General features: G+C 65.8%; 20 protein-coding genes. 15 read left to right on the top strand and 5 right to left on the bottom strand.

Annotated features, from left to right (window positions below; all coding sequences use genetic code 11):
- The first annotated feature begins 191 nt into the window (after positions 1-191).
- From rpoH to trmB, 5 genes are all read left to right on the top strand, one after another.
- Positions 192-1,055 (top strand): RNA polymerase sigma factor RpoH, encoded by an 864-nt coding sequence (gene rpoH, locus ACMG4O_RS02210; protein WP_142947779.1) that lies wholly within the window; start codon positions 192-194, stop codon positions 1,053-1,055.
- A gap of 153 nt (positions 1,056-1,208) precedes the next feature.
- Complete coding sequence (locus ACMG4O_RS02215; RefSeq protein ID WP_194856873.1) at positions 1,209-1,577, top strand: DUF423 domain-containing protein; 369 nt, start codon at positions 1,209-1,211, stop codon at positions 1,575-1,577.
- Entirely contained in the window at positions 1,574-1,771 is a 198-nt protein-coding gene (gene thiS / locus ACMG4O_RS02220; protein WP_194856872.1) for a sulfur carrier protein ThiS, read from the top strand. The genes ACMG4O_RS02215 and thiS overlap by 4 nt, the downstream gene beginning before the upstream one ends.
- A 142-nt stretch (positions 1,772-1,913) precedes the next feature.
- Entirely contained in the window at positions 1,914-2,693 is a 780-nt protein-coding gene (locus ACMG4O_RS02225; protein ID WP_142947782.1) for a thiazole synthase, read from the top strand.
- 89 nt (positions 2,694-2,782) lie between these two features.
- Positions 2,783-3,514, top strand: coding sequence for a tRNA (guanosine(46)-N7)-methyltransferase TrmB (trmB, locus tag ACMG4O_RS02230; protein ID WP_414434351.1), 732 nt, complete (start codon positions 2,783-2,785; stop codon positions 3,512-3,514).
- On the opposite strand, the gene ACMG4O_RS02235 is transcribed toward trmB, so the two are convergent.
- Positions 3,511-4,125 carry an outer membrane beta-barrel protein gene (locus tag ACMG4O_RS02235; protein WP_414434352.1) on the bottom strand — a complete coding sequence of 205 codons (615 nt, stop codon included), beginning with the start codon at positions 4,123-4,125 and terminating at the stop codon, positions 3,511-3,513. The genes trmB and ACMG4O_RS02235 overlap by 4 nt on opposite strands.
- A 169-nt stretch (positions 4,126-4,294) precedes the next feature.
- Here ACMG4O_RS02235 and ACMG4O_RS02240 point away from each other — a divergent pair, with 169 nt between their 5' ends.
- Positions 4,295-4,888, top strand: coding sequence for an exopolysaccharide biosynthesis protein (locus ACMG4O_RS02240; protein ID WP_323745398.1), 594 nt, complete (start codon positions 4,295-4,297; stop codon positions 4,886-4,888).
- A 24-nt stretch (positions 4,889-4,912) separates the two neighbouring features.
- Here ACMG4O_RS02240 and ACMG4O_RS02245 read toward each other — a convergent pair whose 3' ends face one another.
- Complete coding sequence (locus ACMG4O_RS02245; RefSeq protein WP_414434353.1) at positions 4,913-6,217, bottom strand: MFS transporter; 1,305 nt, start codon at positions 6,215-6,217, stop codon at positions 4,913-4,915.
- Positions 6,218-6,315: 98 nt separating this feature from the next.
- Between ACMG4O_RS02245 and ACMG4O_RS02250 the strand changes: the two genes are divergently transcribed.
- A complete protein-coding gene (locus ACMG4O_RS02250; RefSeq protein WP_370183762.1) occupies positions 6,316-6,831 on the top strand; it encodes a hypothetical protein in 516 nt (171 codons plus the stop codon).
- A 43-nt stretch (positions 6,832-6,874) separates the two neighbouring features.
- Here the strand turns inward: ACMG4O_RS02250 and ACMG4O_RS02255 are convergent, their stop codons facing one another.
- Positions 6,875-7,438 carry a type 1 glutamine amidotransferase domain-containing protein gene (locus ACMG4O_RS02255; RefSeq protein ID WP_067606006.1) on the bottom strand — a complete coding sequence of 188 codons (564 nt, stop codon included), beginning with the start codon at positions 7,436-7,438 and terminating at the stop codon, positions 6,875-6,877.
- Positions 7,439-7,612: 174 nt separating this feature from the next.
- Here ACMG4O_RS02255 and metX point away from each other — a divergent pair, with 174 nt between their 5' ends.
- From metX to ACMG4O_RS02285, 6 genes are all read left to right on the top strand, one after another.
- A complete protein-coding gene (metX, locus tag ACMG4O_RS02260; protein WP_142947787.1) occupies positions 7,613-8,764 on the top strand; it encodes a homoserine O-succinyltransferase MetX in 1,152 nt (383 codons plus the stop codon).
- A complete protein-coding gene (gene metW / locus ACMG4O_RS02265; protein ID WP_142947788.1) occupies positions 8,757-9,347 on the top strand; it encodes a methionine biosynthesis protein MetW in 591 nt (196 codons plus the stop codon). The genes metX and metW overlap by 8 nt, the downstream gene beginning before the upstream one ends.
- 30 nt (positions 9,348-9,377) lie before the next feature.
- On the top strand, positions 9,378-9,977 hold the full coding sequence (rdgB, locus tag ACMG4O_RS02270) for an RdgB/HAM1 family non-canonical purine NTP pyrophosphatase (RefSeq protein WP_335628359.1): 600 nt from the start codon (positions 9,378-9,380) through the stop codon (positions 9,975-9,977).
- Positions 9,978-9,981: 4 nt separating this feature from the next.
- Positions 9,982-11,121 (top strand): radical SAM family heme chaperone HemW, encoded by a 1,140-nt coding sequence (gene hemW / locus ACMG4O_RS02275; protein ID WP_142947790.1) that lies wholly within the window; start codon positions 9,982-9,984, stop codon positions 11,119-11,121.
- A gap of 223 nt (positions 11,122-11,344) precedes the next feature.
- Positions 11,345-12,535, top strand: coding sequence for an efflux RND transporter periplasmic adaptor subunit (locus tag ACMG4O_RS02280; RefSeq protein ID WP_414434354.1), 1,191 nt, complete (start codon positions 11,345-11,347; stop codon positions 12,533-12,535).
- A gap of 8 nt (positions 12,536-12,543) precedes the next feature.
- A complete protein-coding gene (locus tag ACMG4O_RS02285) occupies positions 12,544-15,615 on the top strand; it encodes an efflux RND transporter permease subunit (RefSeq protein WP_142947791.1) in 3,072 nt (1,023 codons plus the stop codon).
- A gap of 138 nt (positions 15,616-15,753) precedes the next feature.
- Here ACMG4O_RS02285 and ACMG4O_RS02290 read toward each other — a convergent pair whose 3' ends face one another.
- Complete coding sequence (locus ACMG4O_RS02290; protein WP_335628355.1) at positions 15,754-16,089, bottom strand: hypothetical protein; 336 nt, start codon at positions 16,087-16,089, stop codon at positions 15,754-15,756.
- Positions 16,090-16,248: 159 nt separating this feature from the next.
- Positions 16,249-17,058: a bifunctional DNA-formamidopyrimidine glycosylase/DNA-(apurinic or apyrimidinic site) lyase gene (gene mutM, locus ACMG4O_RS02295; protein ID WP_194856226.1), complete on the bottom strand. Its 810-nt coding sequence runs from the start codon at positions 17,056-17,058 to the stop codon at positions 16,249-16,251.
- 86 nt (positions 17,059-17,144) lie between these two features.
- Between mutM and ACMG4O_RS02300 the strand changes: the two genes are divergently transcribed.
- Positions 17,145-19,109, top strand: a complete 1,965-nt coding sequence (locus tag ACMG4O_RS02300) for a hydantoinase/oxoprolinase family protein (protein WP_414434355.1) — start codon at positions 17,145-17,147, stop codon at positions 19,107-19,109.
- A gap of 87 nt (positions 19,110-19,196) precedes the next feature.
- Positions 19,197-20,420 carry a fatty acid desaturase gene (locus tag ACMG4O_RS02305; protein ID WP_414434356.1) on the top strand — a complete coding sequence of 408 codons (1,224 nt, stop codon included), beginning with the start codon at positions 19,197-19,199 and terminating at the stop codon, positions 20,418-20,420.
- The last annotated feature ends 140 nt before the right edge of the window (positions 20,421-20,560 follow it).

Raw genomic sequence — 20,560 nt, forward strand, 5'->3', positions numbered from 1 at the left:
GGAAATCTCTCCTACATTGGGTGTCCCAGCATTGACCGGGATCACGGAACGGTCACCCGCTTCGGGTAGCCTGGATCCCCCGTCCGGCCCCGTCATTGAGAGGATGAATGACGGGGAACCAATCCGGCTATTAGCACTCCAAGAATCCGAGTGCTAACATCATGCCCAACCCAATAAGGGAGAAGGGAGACATGAAAACACAACTGCAACAGGCTAACGCATTACCGCTGGCGGTCCCGGGTCACGACCTGGATGCCTATATCCGCGCGGTGAACAGCGTGCCCGTGCTCAGCGTCGACGAAGAGCGTCAGCTGACCGAGCGGTTGTACTTCGACGAAGACCTGGACGCCGCCCGTAATCTGGTGCTCGCCCACCTGCGCTTCGTGGTTCACATCGCCCGCAGCTACACCGGTTACGGCCTGCCCCTGGGCGACCTGATCCAGGAAGGCAACGTCGGCCTGATGAAGGCCGTGAAACGGTTCGACCCGTCCAAGGGCGTGCGGCTGGTGAGTTTCGCCGTGCACTGGATCAAGGCCGAAATCCACGAATACGTGATCAAGAACTGGCGCATCGTCAAGGTGGCCACCACCAAGGCCCAGCGCAAACTGTTCTTCAACCTGCGCGGCCAGAAGAAGCGTCTCGGCCGCCTGACCACGGAAGAAGCCCAGCGCGTGGCCGACGATCTGGGGGTGACCGCCACCCAGGTGAAGGAGATGGAAGGCCGTCTCGGCGCCTTCGACGCCAGCTTCGACGGCCCCACCAGCGACGACGAAGACAGCCCGATTCCGTCGCCGGCGGCCTATCTGCACAGCGACAACAGCGACCCGGCCGACCTGGTCGCCGCCGAGGACGATCAGCAGCGCAGCTCGCGCCAGCTGGGCTCGGCGATCATGACCCTGGACGAGCGCAGCCGCGACATTCTCGAGCGCCGTTGGCTGGCCGACCAGAAGTCCACCCTTCAGGAACTGGCTGACGAGTACGGCGTTTCCGCCGAACGCATCCGCCAGCTCGAGAACAACGCGCTGAAGAAGTTGCGTAACGCCATCGCTGCCTGATTTGGCGGCGGGCGACTCTGATCGATCTGCCTTGCAAGCAAGCCCCGCCGTGTCCCGGCGGGGCTTTTTTATGGGCGCGGCGGGGTTGAGGACGCCCCCTTTTGACTCCACATCTTTTATACTGCCGCCCACACTCATTACACACTGCCGATTATGAAACTGCTGCTGATTCTGGGCGCGCTCAACGGCGCCCTGGCCGTGCTGCTCGGCGCGTTCGGCGCCCACGGGCTGAAGGCCCGGGTGGACGGCCCGATGCTGGAAATCTGGGGCACCGCCAGCCAGTACCACTTCTACCATGCGCTGGCGTTGCTGCTCACCGGGCTGCTGGCCAAGCAGTTCGGCGCGTCCGGGCTGGTCGCCGCCGGCTGGATTCTGTTCGCCGGCATGCTGGTGTTCAGCGGCAGTCTTTACGTGCTGGTGCTGAGCGGCCAGAAATGGCTCGGCGCGGTGACCCCGCTGGGCGGCCTGGCACTGATCATCGGCTGGCTGTGGCTGACCTGGTCCCTGGTGAAAGCGCTATGAATCTGACCGTTAACGGCGCCCCCCACACCTTCAACGGCACCACGGTGACCGATCTGGTGGCGGAGCTGAACCTCACCGGCCGGCGGCTCGCCGTGGAGGTGAACCGGGAGATCGTGCCGAAGAGCGAACACGACACCCATACCCTGCGAGAGGGCGACACCGTTGAAGTCGTCCATGCGATCGGAGGGGGGTAAATCGCGACCGAAGCAAGCTTCGCAGCGCGATTTACGACCGGACACGGATGTCCGGGCCGGGCGACCCGACAGGCACGGCGTCGCGCCAGAGATGGCGGGCACGGCCCACCAGAATGCAGAACCTTCCAACACGGAATCGACCATGAGCGAAGATCTACTCACCATCGCCGGCAAGACCTACGCCTCCCGGCTGCTGATCGGCACCGGCAAGTACAAGGATTTCGAGGAAACCCGTGACGCCATCGAGGCCAGCGGCGCGGAGATCGTCACCGTGGCCCTGCGGCGGACCAATCTGGGCCAGAATCCGGACGAACCCAACCTGCTGGATTTCGTCAGCCCGGAGCGCTACACCATTCTGCCCAACACCGCCGGCTGCTTTAACGCCGAGGACGCGGTGCGCACCTGCAAGCTGGCCCGCGAGCTGCTCGACGGCCACAGCCTGGTGAAGCTGGAGGTGCTGGGCGACCAGAAGACCCTCTACCCGAACATCGCCGGTACCGTGAAGGCGGCCCGGGAGCTGGTGGACGACGGCTTCCAGGTGATGGTCTACACCAACGACGACCCGATCGTCGCCAAGGAGCTGGAAGACATGGGCTGCGTGGCGGTGATGCCGCTGGGCTCGCTGATCGGCTCCGGGCTGGGCATTCTCAACCCGCACAGCCTGCTGCTGATCATGGAGCAGGCCAAGGTGCCGATCATCGTCGACGCCGGCGTGGGCACGCCCAGCGACGCCACCCTGGCCATGGAGCTGGGCTGCGACGGCGTGCTGCTGAATTCCGCCGTGGCCCACGCCAACAAGCCGGTGCTGATGGCCGGCGCCATGAAAAAAGCCATTGAAGCGGGCCGCGAAGGCTTCCTGGCCGGACGCATGCCCAAGCGGGTGTACGCCAACCCCTCGTCGCCCGGCGAAGGGCTCATTTAGCGCGCTCCGTGGGAGCGGGCCTGCCCGCGAAAGGGTGGCGTCAGCCACCCGGCGGGATACCAGAGACGTTGTTTCGGACCGTAATAGCCATGCTCGATTTTCTACACCAGGACAAAGACCCGGAAACCGGCAAGGTGATGCGCCGGGTACGCAGCTTCGTGCTGCGCGAAGGCCGGCTCACCCATGGCCAGCGCAAGGCGCTGGACACACTGTGGCCCCGCTATGGCCTGGAACGGGCCCAGGGCGTGCTGGATGCGCGGGCGGAGTTCGGCCGCGACGCGCCCCGGGTGCTGGAAATCGGCTACGGCATGGGCCAGTCCCTGGCCGGGATGGCGGAAGCGGAACCGGACAAGGACTTTATCGGCATCGAGGTGCACCGGCCCGGTGTCGGCGCCCTGCTGCTGGAAATCCAGGAGCGCGGCCTGAGCAACCTGCGCACCTACTGCGACGACGCCGTGGACATCCTCAAACTGTGCATCCCTGACGGCTCCCTGGACCGGTTGCAGCTCTATTTCCCCGACCCCTGGCACAAGAAAAAGCACCACAAACGGCGCATCGTGCAGCCGGACTGGGTGGCGCTGGTGAACACCAAGCTGCGCCCCGGTGGCGTGCTGCATATGGCGACGGACTGGCAGGATTACGCCGAGCACATGATGGCGGTGATGAACGACTCAGCCGGCTTCGTGAATACGGCGGGCGAGGGCGGTTTCGCGGAGCGCCCGGGCTGGCGCCCGGAAACCAAATTCGAGCGCCGTGGCGCCGGTCTGGGCCACGGCGTCTGGGACTTACTGTTCGAGAAGACCGGGCAGGAGGGCGCTTAGAAGCGCCACTCGAAGCCGAGCCCGAGGCTATCGAACTCGAGGTCTTCACTGGCGTCGTCCACCTCGAAACTATAAAGGTTGTACGAGGCAATGAAGGACGCGGTTTCGCCCATCGCCCAGCGAGCCCGCAGGCCATAATAGAAGTCACGGGCGTCTTCAGTGACGGTGGTACTGAAACGCCCCTGATCCACTTCCACATCGGCATCGATGCTCTGGTTGCCGAAGGTGCCGCCAATGGCGAAGCCGTCGGTGACCGGCCACATCAGGTCCGCGGCGAAATAAATACCGTCGCCGTCCACCTTCACCGTGGTGGCGCCGATGCTGGAATCCGCCTCGCCGCCGCCCAGGAAGCGCTGGCCGAAACGCAGCGTCACATAGCGATTGAAGGCATAGCCCACGTACAGATCCGCGCCCCAGGCGGCGTCGGTCGATTCCATCGGCGGTCCACCCTCCTTTTCAATGAATTCACCGATGTTGCTTTCGTCCCGGGAGGCGCCAAGGCCAAATACGCCCCCGCTGCCGTCGGCGGCCGCGGCCTGGGCCGCGATGGGGGTAAGCATCAGGGGAGCGGTGGTGGCAAGCAACAGAAGTTGTCGTTTTATCGGTTTCAAAGGGAATCTCCATTTATCCCGTTATTATTGAATAAAGCCTACTGACTTTACCCAAAATCGTTATAAAAGGTAAATCTTCACGCCGGTTTGATAGCCGGGCCCGACCGTTTTGCGACAGGCTAAGCGGGACTTGGAACGTCACCCGTTTCCACAAGGATCAGGAGAACCCGTGCCCGCGAACGAACCGGCCCTGGGGCTGACAGACATTCTCGTTAAGCTGGCGGACGAGCCGGACGGCAGCGAGCTGTCGCTGGTGTCCGTGGTGGAGACCATGCAGGGGCGGGGCTTCGGGCCCTTGCTGCTGGCGCCGACGCTGATGGTGCTGCTGCCCACCGGCGCCATCCCCGGGGTGCCCACGCTGAGCGCGCTGCTGATCATGCTGGTGGCCGGCCAGCTGGTGTTCGGCAAACGCGCCCCCTGGGTGCCCGGGCGGCTGCGCCAGATGTCGTTCGAGCGGGCCAGGTTCCGCGCGGCGGTGGAGAAGGTGCGGCCCTGGACGGAGCGCATCGACCGGCTGCTCAAGCCCCGGCTGCGGGCCCTCACGGTGTGGCCGTTCAACCGCCTGGGCGCGGCGCTGTGCCTGGTGTTGGCGGCGGCGATGATACCGCTGGAACTGGTGCCCTTCGCGGCGGCGGTGCCGGCGCTGATCATCGCCTTCTATGCCCTGGCGCTGGCCGCCCATGACGGCGCTCTGGCGCTGTTCAGCCTGGCCGGCGTGGTGGCCGCGGGCGCGGCGGCGGTGTACTTCTGGCCGCTGTTCTGAGCGCCGTGAAACCGCCGCCCGCGACTACTCCACTTCCTTAAGCTTCCAGGACCAAAACGTCCCCAGAACGCCCATGGCGCCCAGCAGCAACAGCGCCCACTGGGCACCCAACAGGGACACCGCCGCGCTGACACCGCCCAGCACCAGCAGCAGCACGCCGATCACGGTGTTGCTGACGGCGGTGTAGTCGGTGCGCTTGGTGCCGCCGGCCATGTCCACCAGATAGGTCTTGCGGCCGATGCGGACGCCGGAATGGGCGATGCTGAGCACGAGGAACGCCACCGGATAGAACCAGGTGAGCCCGTTCCAGGCGGGGTCGGCGAGGGCCACCGCCGCCACGCCCAGACACACCAGCGCCGCCAGGGCACCGCCGCGGATCATCACCTGGCGGCTGGAGGCGTCCGCCATATAGCCCCAGACGCTGGCGCTGACCGTGCTGGCCAGGCTGGACGCCACCAGGAAGCCGCCCAGCAGGGCGGCGCCGTCGGCCCGGTTCTGGGCCAGCACCACCAGAAACGGCGACCCCAGGGCGGACGCCATCAGCAGCGCCCGGGCGATCACGAAGTCGCGGAAGGGCGCGTCACTGACCAGCAGGCCGAGGCTCTCGAACGCCTGGCGCAGGGCGTGGCCGCCGCCGGCGGTCTCGCCTTGGAACTCGTCCACCTTGGCGAACACCGTGGCCGCCAGCCACCAGGCGAGGCCGGCGGCGAGCAGCAGCACCGTGTAGAACAGCATGCCCGGCTCGCTGTCGCCGCCGAACAGGGACACCCCCACCGCCAGCGTCGCCGCCCCGGACAGGGTGGACGCCAACCCGGTGAGGCGGCCCCGGCGGGCCTTGGGGATGCACTTGCCCTGCACGTCCTTCATCGCCACCGAGCAAAAGCCGCGCCCCAGGCTGAACACCACCAGCAGGCCGACGATGGCGAGCCCGGCGGCCAGGCCCTGCAGCCACCAGACCGCCGCCGCCATGGCCAGCACACAGGCCCCCTGCAGCACCGAGCCGAACACCCAGAACCCCTTGCGCACCGGGTGGCGGCGCATCCAGGCCCCGATCGCCAGCTGCGGGATCAGCGAGCCGGATTCACGGATCGGCACCAGCAGGCCGGCCAGCGCCCCGGGCGCCCCCACCGCGCCGATCAGCCAGGCGAGCACGGTCTTGGGGTTGATCAGCAGGTCGCCGATCTTGGTCAGCACATTGGCGAGAATGATCTTGAAGAAATTACCGGGCACTTCCCGGCAGGCTTCTTCGCTGATGTCGCGGCAGGTGCGCGCGTCTTCTTCATTGGCGACCAGCGCGTACAGCCGGTCCAGTGGTTCACGACGACTCATCGTCTCCCTTCCCTCTTTCTCTACCCCTTGTTTACGCTCCCCCGGGCACCATGTGTTTTCCAAAGGATAAGTGATCCGGCGATAAGGAGCGCATCACCATGTTTAGAGTGTATTACCTCGTAAACAGCATGGATCAGGTGAAAACAGCCCTGAAAAACATCGAACAGTCGGAAATCGGCACTAATCGGGTGCACGTCATGGCCCGCGACAACGGCGAACTGAGCCGCGAGGGTATCCATGCGACCACGCCATGGGAAGACACCAACATCATGACCACCGGCTTCTACGGGGCCGTGGTGGGCGCGGTGATCGGCCTGCTGGTGGGCTGGGCACTGAGCGGTATCGACCCCTGGGGGCTGGAAATCGGCTTCTGGGGCGTGATGGTGAGCGTGTTGTTCTTCGGTTCACACGGGGCCTGGGCCGGAGGTATCCGTGGGATCTCCCACGCCAATTACCATCTCAAGCCGTATCTGGACGACATTCGAAAGGGGCATTATCTGATTATCGTCGATGTGGACCGGGAGGAGCAGCGCAAAAAAGTGCACCGTCTGCTGGACCACAGCCTGGACGTGGAACGCCAGGGCGACGAAAGCGCGTTCAGCCCGCTGCTGTAGGCCAGGGAAGGAACGGAGCCGCCCGGGGGCGGCCCGCCACGCCTCAGGCGTGCTGCTTCTGGTGGCGGCCTTCCGCCAGTTCTTCCATCAAGCGTTTGCAGAAGGCGTCCAGGTCCTTGGGCGTGCGGCTGGTGACCAGGCCGTTGTCGACCACCGCTTCCTGGTCTTCCCAGGTGGCACCGGCGTTGCGCAGGTCCTGTGCCACCGAGGGCACGGACGTCAGGGTGCGGCCCTCGACCACGCCGGCGTTGATCAGAATCCAGGGCGCATGGCAGATCGCCGCCACCGGTTTGCCGGCCTTGAAGAAGGCGCGCACGAAGTCCAGCGCCTGTTCATTGAGGCGCAGCTCATCCGGGTTGAACAGGCCCCCGGGCAGTACCAGGGCGTGGTAGTCCTCGGGCTGGGCCTGGTCCAGGGCCTTGTCCACCTCATAGGTGTCGCCCCAGTCCGTTTCCGCCCAGGCGCGAATGCCGTCCTTGCTGGGCGCTATCACGTGCACCTCGACGCCGTAGCTGCGCAGGGTGGATTGCGGAACCGCCAGTTCGGATTCCTCGAAGCCGTCGGTGGCGAGGATCGCCACCCGTTTGCCGTCCAGTTGCTTGCTCATGATGCTCTCCTTTGACCGCTCTCGGTTTGAAACGAGCCGGACCCATGCTAAAGCGTGCGCGCCGGCGCGCCTGCCCGGCGCCGATAAAAAACTGCAAAAGCTGGCCGCTCGCTCGCGTTGCACGGCCAGGGGGCGGTCGATAGACTTTGCCCCACCTTTGGATGGTTGCCCGAAATGCCCGAAACGATTCCCCAGGACTCCGTAGGCCTGGTACAACCGCAAACCCTGCACGTGGACCAGCCCCTGGAGCTGGAGTGCGGACGGGTGCTGCCGTCTTACGATCTGGTCTACGAGACCTACGGCACCCTCAACGCGGACGCCTCCAACGCGGTGCTGATCTGCCATGCGCTGTCCGGCCACCACCACGCCGCCGGCTATCACAGCGCCGATGACCCGCGTCCGGGCTGGTGGGACAGCTGCATCGGGCCGGGCAAGCCGATCGATACCAACCGCTTCTTCGTGGTCTGCCCCAACAACCTGGGCGGCTGCCACGGCTCCAGCGGGCCCGGCTCCCAGAACCCGGAAACCGGCCAGCTTTGGGGGCCGGACTTCCCGATGATGACGGTCAAGGACTGGGTGAAAAGCCAGGCCCAGCTGGCGGACGCCCTGGGCATCCAGCGCTGGGCGGCGGTGGTGGGCGGCAGTCTGGGCGGCATGCAGGCCCTGCAGTGGTCGATGGATTTCCCCGACCGGCTGGCCAACGCGGTGGTGATCGCGGCGGCGCCGAAGCTGTCGGCGCAGAATATCGCGTTCAACGAGGTGGCCAGGCAATCGATCCTCACCGACCCGAATTTCCACGGCGGACGTTACTATCTGCACGACACCTACCCGCGCCAGGGGCTGATCCTGGCGCGCATGGTCGGGCATATCACCTATCTCAGCGACGACGCCATGCGCATGAAGTTCGGCCGTGACCTGCGCTCCGGGCGGTTTCATTTCGGCTTCGACGTGGAATTCCAGGTGGAGTCCTACCTGCGCCACCAGGGCGAGACCTTTTCGCGCAATTTCGACGCCAACACCTACCTGTTGATGACCAAGGCGCTGGATTACTTCGACCCGGCGCGGGAGTGCGACGGCACCCTGGAGGACGCCCTCGCCGACACCCGTTGCAACTTCCTGGTGATGTCGTTCAACTCCGACTGGCGCTTCTCGCCGGAACGCAGCCGGGAAATCGTCAACGCCCTGGTGCAGGTGGGCCGCAACGTGAGCTACGCGGAGATCGACACGCCCAAGGGCCACGACGCCTTCCTGCTGCCGATTCCGGAGTACCGCAAACTGTTCGGCGCCTATATGGGCCGTGTCGCGGAGGCCACTTCCAATGCGTGATGATCTGGCCCTGATCAGCCGCTGGATTCCCAAGGGCGCCCGGGTGCTCGACCTGGGCTGCGGCGACGGCGATCTGCTCGCCCATTTGCAGGACGACAGGCAGGTGAACGGCTACGGCCTGGAGATCGACCAGGACAACATCGCCGCCTGCTTCGCCAAGGGCGTCAATGTGATTGAACAGGACCTGGACAAGGGCCTGGGCAACTTCCAGAGCGACCGCTTCGACTATGTGGTGATGACCCAGGCGCTGCAGGCGGTACTGCGCCCGGACAGCATTCTCGACGAGATGTTGCGGGTGGGCCGCGAAGCGATCATCACCTTCCCCAACTTCGGGCACTGGCGGGTGCGCTCCTATCTGGGCTTCAAGGGCCGCATGCCGGTGTCCTCGGCGCTGCCCTATGAGTGGTACGACACGCCCAACATTCACCTGTGCACGGTGAAGGATTTCGAAGCCCATTGCCGTGAGCGGAACATCCGCATCATCGAGCGGCAGGTGGTCAATCGCCATCACCGCAGCGGCCGGCTGACCCGGGCCTGGCCCAACCTGTTCGGGGAAATCGCCATTTACCGGGTGACGCTCTAATCACTCTCTCGGATCACCAGGATCTCGACCATGGATACTCTCGTACTCGCCTCCGGCAACCAGAAAAAGCTGGATGAGATGCGCGCCATTCTGGAACCGCTGGCGCTGAAGGTGGTGCCGCAAAGCGACTTCCAGGTGCCGGAAGCGGAAGAAACCGGCCTGACGTTCGTTGAAAACGCCATCCTCAAGGCGCGCAACGCGGCGGCGCACACCGGCCTGCCGGCGATCGCCGACGATTCCGGCCTGGAAGTGGACGCGCTCAACGGCGCGCCGGGCATCTATTCGGCGCGTTTCTCCGGCGCCGACGCCAGCGACGCCAAGAACAACGCGCTGCTGATCGACATGCTCGGCGATCTGCCGGACGCGCCCCGCACCGCCCGCTATCAGGCGGTGCTGGTATTGATGCGCCACCCGGACGACCCCACGCCGCTGATCTGCCAGGGCACCTGGGAAGGCGAGATTCTGCTCGCTCCGCGCGGCAACGGCGGCTTCGGCTACGACCCGCATTTTCTGATTCCGGAGCTGGGCGTCACCGCGGCGGAAATGGAGCCGGCGGAGAAGAACCGCATCAGCCACCGCGGCCGTGCGTTGAAGGCCTTGATGGACGCCCTGCGAGAACCCTCTGAGTAACCCCATGCTCGCCGCCCCGCCGCTGACGCTCTATGTGCACGTGCCCTGGTGCGTGCGCAAATGTCCCTACTGCGACTTCAACTCCCATGAGCGCCAGTCGGAGCTGCCGGAGCGCGCCTACCTGGACGCCCTGCTCGCCGACCTGGACCAGGACCTGCACTGGGTGCGCGGCCGCCCCCTGGAGGCGATCTTCATCGGCGGCGGCACGCCCAGCCTGATGAGCGCGGACTTCTACGCCGCCCTGTTCGAGGGGCTGCGGCAACGGCTGAGCTTCAGCGACGGCATCGAAATCACTCTGGAAGCCAACCCCGGCACCCTGGAAACCGGCCGCTTCGCCGGCTTCCGGGCGGCGGGCATCAACCGGCTGTCGATCGGGGTGCAGAGTTTCAATGCGCGGCATCTGCAGGCGCTGGGCCGCATCCACGGGCCCGAAGAAGCCCTGCGCGCCGCCGCCGACGCCCGCGACGCCGGCTTCGACAATTTCAATCTGGACCTGATGCACGCCCTGCCGGGGCAAACGCCCGCGCAGGCGCTGGATGACCTGCGCCAGGCGGTGGCGCTGGAGCCCACGCACCTGAGCTGGTACGAGCTGACCATCGAACCGAATACCGCCTTCTTCCGCGCGCCGCCGGAGCAACCCGACGGTGACAGCCGCGCCGACCTGGAAGAGCAGGGGCTGGGCTTGCTCGCCGCGCAGGGCTTCGAACGCTACGAAGTGTCGGCGTTCGCGCGGCCCGGGCGGCGCTGCCGGCACAACCTGAATTACTGGCGGTTCGGCGATTATCTGGCGATCGGCGCCGGCGCCCACGGCAAGGTCACCACCGACCGGGAATTACTGCGTTTTCAGAAAACACGCATGCCCGAGCATTATCTGGCCGACCCGTTGAACGCGCGGCGCGCCCTCACCGTGATTGATGAACCGCTGCTGGAAGCCTTGCTGAACGGGCTGCGTCTGGTGGAAGGCGTACCGATTACGATGTTGTCGCAACGCACCGGTCTTGAGGCCGAGACCATCAACGCGGCGCTGGCGTCCAGCCGCGCGCAGGGGCTGCTGGTGGCGGACGAACAGCGGGCCGCCTGCACCGAGCTGGGCTTTCGTCATTTGAATACGGTTCTCGAGCGTCTCGCCACGCAAGTCGGATGACGCAGCCGGACTGTCATGATCCGGCGCTTGATGCCTGTTTAATTTCTGTTCACACTTCGGGGTCGATTCAGTCCGTCGATCATCGACAAGGATGCAAACAGCGCGTTTCTGCAGAGACGTGCGCAACAAGGACCATTGCCTGACGACGGGGCCGCCGGATGAATCCCCCCTCCGCCTACGGGCAAACAACTAAAATACAGCCGCACATCAGGGGTTTAGGTCAATGAGTAAGCGCATCTTCAGCAAGCGCATGGTGATCATGCTGATCATCCTGGCTGTCGTCTTCGGCCTTATTTTTGGCTTCAAGGCGTTCATGGGCAAGATGATGAACGACTTCTTCGACAACATGCCGCAGCCCGCCGCCGCCGTTTCCACCTACGAAGCCCGCCAGGACAACTGGGCGTCGATTCTGGAAGCCGTGGGCACCGTCAACGCCGTGAACGGCGTCAACGTGACCGCGCAGGTGCCCGGCGAAGTGGAAGCGATCGAGTTCGAATCCGGTGACTCGGTGAAGAAGGGCGACGTGCTGATCCGCCTGGAAGCCGCCGCCGACCGCGCCCAGCTCAATGCGCTGGAGGCCACCGCCGGCCTGGCCCGCCAGGAGTACGACCGCTACCAGCGGCTGTTCAAGCAAGGTTCGATTTCCCGCTCCGAACTGGACAACCGCCGCGCCCAGCGCGACCAGGCGGTGGCCCAGGCGCAGGCCCAGCGCGAACAGCTGAACTATAAAACCGTGCGTGCGCCCTTCGACGGTGTGCTCGGCATTCGCCAGGTGGATCTGGGCCAGTTCCTGCAGGCCGGCACGCCGGTGGTGAGTCTGAACCAGCTGCAGCCGATTTTCGTCGACTTCGCCCTGCCCGAGCAGGAGCTGAGCCGCATCGAGAAGGGCCTGAAGGTACGCGTAACGCTGGACGCCTACACCGACCAGCAGTTCGAAGGGGAAATCTCCGCCATCGAGCCCGGTGTCAGCGAAGCGACCCGTAACGTGTCCGTGCAGGCGCGCTTCGAGAACGAAGACAACAAACTGCGCCCCGGCATGTTCGCCAGTGTCGACATTCAGCTGCCGCAATCCGAGGACGTGGTGGTGATTCCGCGCACCGCGATCAGCTACGCGCCCTACGGCAACGCCGTGTTCGTGCTCAAGGACGCGCCGCAGAAAGGCGAGAGCGACGAGAATGAAGAGAGCGACGCCGACAGCGAGAAAAAAGCCGAAGGCGCCGACAAGATCGTCAAGAAGCGGTTCGTGAAACTGGGCCGCCGGCGCGGCGATCTGGTGGCGGTGATCGACGGGCTCAAGCCCGGCGAAGTGGTCGCCACCAGCGGGCTGCTGAAACTGCGTAACGATGCCGCCGTGACCATCGAGAACGATGTGCAGCCCTCCGCGGATGCGACGCCGACACCCGGCAACAGCTGAGGATAGCCATGAAATTCACGGACATCTTCATCAGCAAGCCGGTGCTGGCCTCGGTGGTCAGCCTGTTTATCTTTCTGCTCGGGTTGCGCGCCGCCACGGAACTGAACGTGCGTCAGTATCCGGAACTGGAAAACGCCGTAGTCACCGTGACCACGGTCTACACCGGTGCCGACGCGGATTTGATTCAGGGCTTTATCACCACGCCGCTGGAACAGGAAATCGCGTCCGCCGACGGCATTGATTATCTGGTCTCCACCTCGCTGCAGAGCGCTTCGTCGATCCAGGCCTACATCCGTCTGGGCGAGGACCCCAACGAGGCGCTCACGCAGATCGTGGCCAAGGTCAACAAGATGCGCAGCGAGCTGCCCGAGGAAGCGGAGGACCCCACCATCGAACTGGCGGTGGGCCAGAACATCGCCTCCATGTATCTGTCGTTTTCCTCGGAGATTCTCGACAACAACCAGATCACCGACTATCTGGTGCGCGAGGTGCAGCCCAAGCTGGCCACGGTCAACGGCGTGCAGCGCGCGCGGATTCTCGGTGACCGCACCTTCGCCATGCGTGCCTGGCTGAAGCCGGAGCGGATGGCGGCGCTGGGTATCACCCCCTCGGAAGTATACGGCGCCCTGCAGCAGAACAACGTGCTGGCCGCGGTGGGCGGTACCAAGGGCTCCAACGTGGCGCTGGACCTGAAAGCAGCCACCGACCTGAACACCACCGAGGAGTTCGAACGGCTGATCATCCGCTCCGAAGACAACGCCATCGTGCGCCTGGAAGACGTGGCGGACGTGGAGCTGGGCTCGGAGTCTTACCAGTCGTCGGTGACCTTCAACGGCAAGCAGGCCACCTTCATGGGCATCGAGGTGGCCACCGACGCCAACGCCCTGGATGTGATCGAGGAAGTACGCGGCATCCTGGAAAACGAAGTGTTCCCGCAACTACCGGAAGGCATGGCCGGGGACATTCCCTATGACGGCACCGAGTACATTCAGGATTCCATCGACGAGGTGGTGAAAACCCTGATCGAGGCGGTGCTGATCGTGATCGCGGTGATCTACCTGTTCCTGGGGTCACTGCGCTCGGTGCTGATTCCCGCCATCGCGGTGCCGCTGTCGATGGTCGGCGCGTTGTTCCTGATGTTGCTGATGGGCTTCTCCATCAACCTGCTGACGCTGCTGGCGATGGTATTGGCCATCGGCATCGTGGTGGACGACGCCATCATCGTGCTGGAGAACATCCACCGACACGTGGAAGAGGGTCTGTCGCCGTACGACGCCGCCATCAAAGGCGCCCGGGAACTGGCCTGGCCGGTGGTGGCGATGACCACCACGCTGGTGGCGGTGTACCTGCCGATCGGTTTCATGGGCGGCCTCACCGGCACCCTGTTCGTGGAGTTCGCGTTCTCGCTGGCCGGCGCCGTACTGTTGTCCGGCGTGGTGGCGCTGACGCTGTCGCCGATGATGTGCGCCAAGATTCTCAAGGAGCATGACCCGGACCGCACCGGCAACCGCTTCGAGCGCTGGGTGAACCGACGTTTCGAGAAGCTGGAGAAAAGCTATGAGCGGCGTCTGCACGGCGCGCTCAACGAGCTGCCGGTGATCTATGTGTTCGGCGCGGTGATTCTGGTGTCCTGCTACTTCCTGTTCGTGACCTCGCCCAGCGAGCTGGAGCCGGCGGAAGATCAGGGCTTCGTGCTCACCTCGTCCACCGCCGACCCCTATGTGACGCTGGATTACCTTGAGCCGTTCACCCGCGAGTTCAACGACATCGCCGACACCATGCCGTCGGTGGACAATGTGTTCCTGCTCAACGGTATCGGCGGCGGCGGCTCCACCACCGCCTCCAACACCGCGCTGGCCGGTTTCGTGCTGAAAAGCTGGAACGAGCGCGAGCAGAGCACCGCCGAGGCCAAGAACGAGCTGTCCGAGAAGATCAACAGCATCGCCGGCCTGCAGGTGGCGGCGTTCGTGCCGCCCTCGCTGCCCACCGCCGGCGGCGCGCTGCCGGTGGAATTCGTGATCGGTACCACCGAGCCCACCGAAAACCTGCAGGAGTTCGCCAACGAGGTGCTCGAGAAGGCGCGCGCCAGCAACAAGTTCATCTTCATGGACACCGACCTGAAGATCGACAAGCCGCGCTACAACATCCTGGTGGACCGGGAGAAAGCGGCCAGCCTGGGCATCACCATGCAGCAGCTCGCCCAGGAACTGGGCGCCATGCTGGCCGGCGGCTACGCCAACCGCTTCTCCCTGGAGAACCGGTCCTACAAGGTGATCCCGCAGGTGGAGCGGGGCAGCCGCCTGACGCCGGAGCAGCTCAAGCAATACTACGTGCGCACCGGCCAGGGCGACCTGGTGCCGCTGGCCACCGTGATCAGCCTGGAAGAAACCGTGCAGCCCCAGCAGCTGAAGCGTTTCCAGCAGCTCAACGCGGTGACCATCTCCGGCGTACAGCGCCCCGGGGTGACACTGGGCGAAGCACTGGGTGTGCTGGAAAACGCCGCCGACGAGGTGCTGCCTTCCGGCTATTCCGTGGATTACTCGGGCCAGTCCCGTCAGTTCATGAAGGAGGGCAGCGATCTGATCGTCACCTTCTTCTTCGCACTGATCGTGATCTATCTGGTGCTGGCCGCGCAGTTCGAATCCTGGCGCGACCCGATCATCATGCTGATCACCGTCCCCATGTCGGTGTGCGGCGCGATGATCTTCGTCAGCCTGGGCCTGACCACCCTGAACATCTATACCCAGGTGGGCCTGGTGACGCTGATCGGGGTGATATCGAAACACGGTATTCTGATCGTGGAGTTCGCCAACAAGATGCAGCTGGAAGGCATGGGCAAGCGGCGCGCCATCGAACACGCCGCCGCCGTGCGTCTGCGCCCGGTGCTGATGACCACCGCCGCCCTGGTGCTGGCCATGGTGCCGCTGCTGATCGCCGCCGGCCCCGGCGGCGGCGCGCGCTTCGCCATCGGCCTGGTGGTGGCCGCCGGCATGACCATCGGCACCCTGTTCACGCTGTTCGTGGTGCCGGCCATGTACATGCTGCTGGGCCGCGACGAAGGCCACGAAGAAGCCGCCTGAACCTGTGCGAGCGGGCCCTGTGGGAGCGGGCCCCGCCCGCGAAAGGCCGGCAAAGCCGGCCGGCGGGATACCAGAGGCCCCACAAAAAAGCCCGCCGTGGATTCCACGGCGGGCTTTTTATTGAAAGCGGTGTCGGGATCAGTCGCGGTTGGCCTGACGGATCGCCTGATCGGTCTGATTCCGCTCGTGCTGGCTGGGCGTGCAGCCAAGGCAGCGCACGAAGGCGGTGGCGCCGGGATCCACGACCAGTGTTTCTCCAGCTTCCTGAGCATTCCCCCCGATCAGGCTGAACGGCAGCGTCACCACATAGATCGCCGCGCCGCCGACAGTGGCCGCCGTCATCACCGGGCGCACGATCAGGGCATCACCGAACATGGCGAACGCGGAAGGCCGGGCGCCTTCCAGATCCATGTCCCGGGCCTGGGCGGCACTGGCGAACGATAGCGTCGAGGCGAGGGCAGTGGCCGCAACCACGCGCAGGGCTCGCTTCATCGTGATTCCCTCTTGTTTTTTGTCGCACCCATTGTCGTTCCTAAGTATTTGTTCTTCCCACAATCAGATCACAATCTACATCTTTGTTATTACACCGGCAATATGAGCCCCGGCAAGCGCGATCGGACGAACGGTGCCCGCTCAGCGCTGGCAGCGCGGGCAATAGACGGTGCTGCGCTGGCCGTGGCGGCCGCCGCGCAGCGGCTCGGCGCATTGCGGGCAGGGCTCGCCGGCGCGGCCGTAGACCAGCAGCTGCTGGGCGAAGTAGCCGGGCTGGCCGTCGGCGCTGGTGAAATCGCGCAGGGTGGTGCCGCCGGCCTCGATGGCCTTGGCCAGCACCGAGCGTATCGCCAGCGCCAGACGCTGGTAGCGCGCCTCGCTGATGCGGCCGGCGGGGCGGCTGGGGTGGATGCCGGCCAGGAACAGGCTTTCCTGGGCGTAGATGTTGCCCACGCCCACCACGGTGGCGTTATCCATGATGAAGCTCTTCACCGACACCCGCCGACCGCGACTGCGGCGGTACAGCCAGCCGCCGGAAAAATCCTGGTCCAGGGGCTCGGGGCCCAGGTTGGCCAGCAACGGGTGGGTCAGGGCGTCCGTCAGGTACAGCAGGGCGCCGAAGCGGCGCGGGTCGTTGAAACGCAGCAGCCGGCCGCTGTCCAGGTGCAGATCGATGTGGTCGTGCTTGCGCAGCGGCGTCTCTGCGGGGACCACGCGCAGGGTGCCGGACATGCCCAGGTGAATCCCCAGGTTCAGATCGCCGAGGTCCATCAGCAGGTACTTGGCGCGCCGCCGCAGGCCGACGATGCGCTTGTCGCGCAGCTCGGCGACCCGAGCGTCCACCGGCCAGCGCAGGCGCGGCTCGCGCACGGTGACGGCGGTGAGGGTGCGGCCGGCCACATGGGGCTCGATGCCGCGCCGGGTGGTCTCCACTTCGGGCAATTCGGGCATGGGCTATCCTGGGTGAGGGAGGCTAAGATGACGCCCTGGATTGTAACGGGCACAGGCAACGGAGACATCCTATCCTGGGAGACAACATGTCGTACTGGCTCGGTGTCGACACCGGCGGCACCTTCACCGATTTCGTCCTGCTCGGCGAGGCTACCCCGCGTATCCACAAAGTGCTGTCGACGCCGGCGGCCCCGGAGGAGGCGATCCTCCAGGGCATCCGCGAGATGGGCCTGGAGGATCGCCTGCGCGCCGGTGAGCTGGTGATCGTCCATGGCACCACGGTGGCCACCAACGCGGCTCTGGAGAGCAAGGGCGCGCGCACCGTGCTGGTCACCAACCGGGGCCTGGAGGACGTGCTGCTGATCGGCCGCCAGAACCGGCCGGAGCTGTATAACCTGACGCCTTCCGCGGCGCCCACGGCGCTGGCCGACACCCCGGTGGAGAGGCTGAGCGCCCGCCTGGGCGCCGACGGCACGGCGGTGACCGGCCTGAACGACGCCGACATCGACGACCTGGTGGCCCGCGTACGCGCCCACGACCCGGAATCCGTGGCGGTGAACCTGCTGTTCGCCTACCTGGACCCGGACCACGAGGAGCGCCTGGGCCGCGCCCTGGAGGACGCCGGCCTGGCGGTGAGCCTGTCCAGCCGGGTGCTGCCCACCCGGGGCGAGTACGAGCGCGGCATGGCCACCTGGCTGAACGCCTGGCTGGCGCCGCGCATTCACCATTACATCAGCCGCCTGAAGGCGCACACCGCGCCCTCGCCGCTGACCATCATGCAGTCCAACGGCGGCACCGTGGCCGCCGACCAGGCGGCCGGGCGCGCCGTGAACCTGTTGCTGTCCGGCCCCGCCGGGGGCCTCAGCGCCGCCCACCGCCTGGGCGGCGCCCTGGGCGAAGACCACCTGATGACCTTCGACATGGGCGGCACCTCCACCGACGTGGCGCTGCTGGACGGCGATATCCGCCTCACCCAGAGCGGCCATATCGGCCCCTACCCGGTGGCGGTGCCGATGGTGGACATGCACACCATCGGCGCCGGCGGCGGTTCCCTGGCGCGGGTCGACGACGCCGGCCTGCTGCATGTGGGCCCGCAATCCGCCGGCGCCGACCCGGGCCCGGCCTGCTACGGCAAGGGGGGCCAGGAGCCCACGGTCACCGACGCCAACCTGGTGCTCGGCCGCCTGCAGCCGGAGTTCGCCCTGGGCGGCAGCCTGGCCCTGGACCGAGGCGCCGCCGAAGCAGCGGTGGCGCGGGTGGCGCGATCACTGGGCCTGGACACGGTGAGCGCGGCCCGGGGCATTATCGAGCTGGCCAATGAACACATGAGCCAGGCGCTGCGGGTGATCTCCATTCAGAAGGGCTTCGACCCGGCGGATTTCCAGCTGGTCAGCTTCGGAGGCGCCGGCGGCCTGCATGTGTGCGCCCTGGCGGAGAACCTGGGCATGCGGCGGGCGGTGATGCCGATCCGCGCCGGCGTGCTGTCCGCCGAGGGGCTGGTGTACGCACCGCGCAAGCGGGAATTGATCCAGGCGCTGCCCGGCGGCGCCGACGCCGCCCGGGTGAACGCCCTGGCGGCGGACCTGGACCGGCGCGGCCGGCGGGAACTGGCCTCGGAAGGGGTGCCCGACAGCGACGTGGTCACCGAAGTGACACTGGACCTGTGCTATCAAGGGCAATCGTCGACCCTCGGCTTGCCCTGGGACGGCGACCCGGAGGCGGCGGAGACCGCATTCCATCGCCTCCACGAGCACCGCTACGGCCACCGGCTGGCGCTGCCGGTGCAGAGAGTGAACGTGCGGGTGCGCTGCCAGGCGCCGGCGCGGCCCCCGGCGCCCGCGCCGCTGGCCGGCGGCGACGGCGCCCCGGCCTGGGAGGCCCGGCTGCCGGGCGTGGACGGGCCGGTGCCGATCTACCGCCGTGACAACCTGGCCGCGGGCCAGGTACTGCGCGGGCCGGCGCTGGTGTTCGAAGCCGTGGGGACGGTTTATCTGGCCCCCGGATGGCAGGCTCAGGTACACTCCGAGGGTCACCTGCTCATGACCCGATAGTCACTACGCTGTACCCGGTGACCGGCGGCCGACACCGCCGACCCCGAAAACCTGGAACCGGAACGGTTCCACAACCGTGTTTCCGCCATGAACGACGTACTGAATTTCTTCTCCGGTGGCCTGCTTTCCGCCGGCCCCTGGGCACTGGTGCTCATCACCCTGGCCATGACCCACGTGACCATTGTCAGCGTGACCGTGTACCTGCACCGCTATTCCGCCCACCGGGCCCTGGAGCTGCACCCGGCTCTCAAACATTTCTTCCGCTTCTGGCTGTGGCTGACCACCGGCCAGAACACCCGCGCCTGGACCGCCATCCACCGCAAGCACCACGCCCGCTGTGACACGGAAGAAGACCCGCACAGCCCCCAGGTGCTGGGCATTCGCAAAGTGCTCAGCGAAGGCGCCGAGCTCTATCAGGCGGAAGCCGTGAACCAGGAAACCCTGGACAAGTACGGCGCCGGCTGCCCGGACGACTGGGTCGAGCGCAATGTCTACAGCCGCTTCACCTTCCTGGGCATCGCGCTGATGGGCGCCATTGATCTGGCCCTGTTCGGCGCCATCGGCATCACCATCTGGGCGGTGCAGATGATCTGGATCCCCCTGTTCGCCGCCGGCGTGATCAACGGCATCGGCCATTACTGGGGCTATCGCAACTTCGAATGCACGGACGCCTCGCGCAACGTGCTGCCCTGGGGTGTGTTGATCGGCGGCGAAGAGCTGCACAACAACCACCACACCTACCCCAATTCCGCCAAACTTTCGATCCGCCGCTTTGAGTTCGACATGGGCTGGGCGTGGATCCGCCTGTTCGAAATGCTGGGCCTGGCGAAAGTAAAGAAGGTAGCGCCCAAGCCGGTGGTCGACCGCGACAACGCCAAACCCGCCGTGGATCTGGATACCCTGCGGGCGGTCTTCCAGCACCGTTTCCAGGTCATGGCCCAGTACCGCCGGGCGGTGATCAAACCGGTGTTCGAACAGGAAAAGGCCCGCGCCTGCGAAGCCACCCGTGGCTTCTACAGTCGTGCCCGCGCCCTGCTGTACCGGGACCAGCGGTTCTTCAAGAGCCGCCACAAGCACCGGCTGGCCAACCTGACCGAACACAACCACACGCTGGCCACCATCTATGAGTACCGGCTGCGCCTGCAGTCGATCTGGAGCCAGACCAGCCGCAACTCCTCCGAGATGCTGGACTCCCTGGCGCAGTGGTGCCGGGACGCGGAAGAATCCGGCATCCATGCGCTGCAGGATTTCGTGGCGACACTGAAGGGATACCGAGTACAGCCGGCCCAGGCTGGCAACCCCGCCCGATAAGCACTAGAGTACCCCTCCCTCGCGGCCTGCCCCCGGCAGGCCGCTCTGTTTTTGCGTCTTTTGTTCAAGACCCTCCAGGGGTTTCTTTGTCGCGCCGTCCACCGGTGGTCGCCATTGGCACCGCCCCGGCCTGCCAGCGC

It is taken from the genome of Alloalcanivorax venustensis (genome assembly GCF_047495515.1).
Lineage (GTDB): Bacteria > Pseudomonadota > Gammaproteobacteria > Pseudomonadales > Alcanivoracaceae > Alloalcanivorax > Alloalcanivorax venustensis.

Excerpts from the sequence above, each read along its gene's own strand:
- rpoH (WP_142947779.1), top strand. The coding sequence starts at position 192 with ATGAAAACACAACTGCAACAGGCTAACGCATTACCGCTGGCGGTCCCG.
- ACMG4O_RS02215 (WP_194856873.1), top strand. The coding sequence starts at position 1,209 with ATGAAACTGCTGCTGATTCTGGGCGCGCTCAACGGCGCCCTGGCCGTG.
- thiS (WP_194856872.1), top strand. The coding sequence starts at position 1,574 with ATGAATCTGACCGTTAACGGCGCCCCCCACACCTTCAACGGCACCACG.
- ACMG4O_RS02225 (WP_142947782.1), top strand. The coding sequence starts at position 1,914 with ATGAGCGAAGATCTACTCACCATCGCCGGCAAGACCTACGCCTCCCGG.
- trmB (WP_414434351.1), top strand. The coding sequence starts at position 2,783 with ATGCTCGATTTTCTACACCAGGACAAAGACCCGGAAACCGGCAAGGTG.
- ACMG4O_RS02245 (WP_414434353.1), bottom strand. The coding sequence starts at position 6,217 with ATGAGTCGTCGTGAACCACTGGACCGGCTGTACGCGCTGGTCGCCAAT.
- ACMG4O_RS02250 (WP_370183762.1), top strand. The coding sequence starts at position 6,316 with ATGTTTAGAGTGTATTACCTCGTAAACAGCATGGATCAGGTGAAAACA.
- ACMG4O_RS02255 (WP_067606006.1), bottom strand. The coding sequence starts at position 7,438 with ATGAGCAAGCAACTGGACGGCAAACGGGTGGCGATCCTCGCCACCGAC.
- metX (WP_142947787.1), top strand. The coding sequence starts at position 7,613 with ATGCCCGAAACGATTCCCCAGGACTCCGTAGGCCTGGTACAACCGCAA.
- metW (WP_142947788.1), top strand. The coding sequence starts at position 8,757 with ATGCGTGATGATCTGGCCCTGATCAGCCGCTGGATTCCCAAGGGCGCC.
- rdgB (WP_335628359.1), top strand. The coding sequence starts at position 9,378 with ATGGATACTCTCGTACTCGCCTCCGGCAACCAGAAAAAGCTGGATGAG.
- hemW (WP_142947790.1), top strand. The coding sequence starts at position 9,982 with ATGCTCGCCGCCCCGCCGCTGACGCTCTATGTGCACGTGCCCTGGTGC.
- ACMG4O_RS02280 (WP_414434354.1), top strand. The coding sequence starts at position 11,345 with ATGAGTAAGCGCATCTTCAGCAAGCGCATGGTGATCATGCTGATCATC.
- ACMG4O_RS02285 (WP_142947791.1), top strand. The coding sequence starts at position 12,544 with ATGAAATTCACGGACATCTTCATCAGCAAGCCGGTGCTGGCCTCGGTG.
- mutM (WP_194856226.1), bottom strand. The coding sequence starts at position 17,058 with ATGCCCGAATTGCCCGAAGTGGAGACCACCCGGCGCGGCATCGAGCCC.
- ACMG4O_RS02300 (WP_414434355.1), top strand. The coding sequence starts at position 17,145 with ATGTCGTACTGGCTCGGTGTCGACACCGGCGGCACCTTCACCGATTTC.
- ACMG4O_RS02305 (WP_414434356.1), top strand. The coding sequence starts at position 19,197 with ATGAACGACGTACTGAATTTCTTCTCCGGTGGCCTGCTTTCCGCCGGC.